Here is a 2,216-nt window from a genome sequence, read left to right as displayed (position 1 = left end):
CCTAAAAGACGAAAGGCAGGGGCGCAGCCCCGCTTTTCAGGGGCGCGGGGAACTGCGCGACCAGCCACAGCGGACCCGCAGCCGAATTCCCGCCGAACCCCCACCCCCCTCAGGGGCGCGGGGAACGGCGCAAACGGCCCCCACGGCTAGTGGTCGCGCTGGGGTGGGATCAGCCCATGCAGGTCGATCAGCCAGCTGATCGCCGTCAGGCGGCACACCGCGTAGTCGTGGCCCACCGGCTCCGCCCAGTCCGTCTCCGCGAGCCCGTCGAGGAAGCCGAGCGCGTAGTCCGTGAGGACCTCGCGGTCCGGCGCCGGCGGGACCAGCCCGGACTCCGCCGAAGTCAGCCGGTCGCGCAACTCCGCCACATGCTGGTCCACCGCCGCCGTGAACGCCGGCTCGAACGCGAACTCCGCGAAGCGCGGCGCGTACGTGCGGGCGATCTCGGCCAGCGGGGTCAGGGGGGCGGCGGATGACATTCGTCCACCGTAAAGCGGGCGGAGCGGCGGCAGGAGGGGGATTTCGGATGGTTTCCGTCACACCGGGGCAGGTGGGACCCGTCAGAGCGGCGGATGCGCCGGCGCCGGCCCCAGCGTCGTGGTCCCGGGAGCCGTGCGGTGGCCGAGCCCCGTCCGGTACGCGTCCAGCGCCGCGTCGATCCGCCCCGTACGCCGCAGCAGGTCACCCAGCAGACGGCACAGGTCGGCCAGATCCCCCGCCGCGCCCGCCCGCTCCAGCAGGCTGAGCGCGCGCACGTAGTGCTCCTCGGCCGTCTCGGTGTCCCGGCTGTCCTCCGCGATGATGCCGAGCAGCCGGTGCGCGCCCGCGGAGTGGACGGCCCCGCGCTCGCTGCTGAGGTCGCCCAGCACGCCGTGCAGGAGGGTCGCGGCCTCCTCCGACTTGCCGCGCCGGTGGAGCACGTCCGCCAGTTCCACGGCGACCTGGCTGGTGTAGAGCGCGGCGCGCTGCGCGGAGTGCATGGCCTGCGCCTCGCGCAACTCGCTCTCGGCGCGCTCCAGATCACCGTTCTGCGCGTACAGGTACCCGCGCATCCAGTGGCAGTTGGCCAGTTCGGTACGGATCTGGAGCTGCCGGTACAGCTCCGCCGCCTTGCCCAGGGACGCGTCGGCCTCGGCCATCCGCCCCTCGGCGATCATCGTGCGGGCCACGGACCGGTGCATACGCGCCAGCAGCGCGGGGTCGCCGACCTGCGGGGCCAGCGCGAGCGCGAACTCGGCGGCCTGCGCCGCCCGCGCGTGCGCCCCCATGTCCATGTAGGGCGCGATGACCGCCGCGTAGAGCAGCAGCAGGGCGTCCGGGTCGTGCAGCCCGCCCTTGTTCAGCTCGTCGATGGCGGATTCGAGCAGGTAGCAGGCGTACCGGAGTTCGCCCGCCAGGTAGTGGGAGACCGCACGGCCGCGCAGCGCCGGGACACGCACGGGCAGCGGTTCGTCCGCGAGCCGTTTCTCCGACTCCTCGAAACGCGCCCGGGCCGTCGTCAGGTCGCCGGTGTCCATGGCGCACTCGCCGAGGCCGAGCAGGGCGGCGGCGCACTCGGCGTTCAGGCCGAGGTCCTGTGCCTCCGTGAGCAGCGCGGTGTACTGCTCGGCGGCGATCTCCGCCTCGCCGGTCGCCAGGGTGCGCTGGGCGTCGGTGAGCCTCAGCCGCAGGTCGGTGGCGAGGTGGGCGGGCCGCCCGGTGGCCAGTTCCTCGTAGGCGACCCCGAGCCGTTCGGCGATGTGCCGCAGTGCCTCCTCGGAGGGCCGTACGCGTCCTGCCTCCAGCGTGGAGACGTACGCGGGGGTGTAGGCGGGTTCCGCCAGTTGTTTCTGTGTCAGCCCGCGTTCCGTACGCAGTTGCTGCACTCTGCGCCCGATGATTCCCGGGTCGTCGCGCTCGGCCATGGCGTAAGCATGCCAGTAAGTCGACTTACACCTGCCCGCTATCCAACTTCCTGTTGAAACGGTCAAGTTAAGTCTTGTGGACAGGCTCGGGCGGGCCGTCGATCGGCTCAATGCGGCCCTTGCCCCGGAGGCGAACACGCCCTAGGTTAAGCGGCGCGTTAAGCGCACGATGAAGCACATTTAATACGCTGGCCTACGTTGACGTTGCGAGGTTGTCGCCGTGTTCCGACGCATTGCCACGCGCTATCTTCCGGCTCGGTTCATCGCGGCGTTCGGTGCGGCTGTGGTTGCGTTCGCCGCGCTGGTGAGCGC

At 71.4% G+C, this 2,216-nt stretch carries 2 protein-coding genes; both read right to left on the bottom strand.

Annotation, left to right across the window (positions count from 1 at the left end; genetic code table 11):
- Positions 1–146 precede the first annotated feature (146 nt).
- Entirely contained in the window at positions 147–479 is a 333-nt protein-coding gene (locus ACFWGJ_RS43380; RefSeq protein WP_387334495.1) for a DUF6401 family natural product biosynthesis protein, read from the bottom strand.
- An 81-nt stretch (positions 480–560) separates the two neighbouring features.
- Positions 561–1,904, bottom strand: coding sequence for a helix-turn-helix domain-containing protein (locus tag ACFWGJ_RS43375; protein WP_387334494.1), 1,344 nt, complete (start codon positions 1,902–1,904; stop codon positions 561–563).
- Positions 1,905–2,216: the final 312 nt, after the last annotated feature.

Source organism: Streptomyces sp. NPDC060205 (genome assembly GCF_042728395.1).
In the GTDB taxonomy this organism is placed as follows: domain Bacteria; phylum Actinomycetota; class Actinomycetes; order Streptomycetales; family Streptomycetaceae; genus Streptomyces.
This window is presented reverse-complemented; position numbering and strand designations above follow the sequence as displayed.

Coding starts and splice junctions, on each gene's coding strand:
- ACFWGJ_RS43380 (WP_387334495.1), bottom strand. CDS start 479: ATGTCATCCGCCGCCCCCCTGACCCCGCTGGCCGAGATCGCCCGCACG.
- ACFWGJ_RS43375 (WP_387334494.1), bottom strand. CDS start 1,904: ATGGCCGAGCGCGACGACCCGGGAATCATCGGGCGCAGAGTGCAGCAA.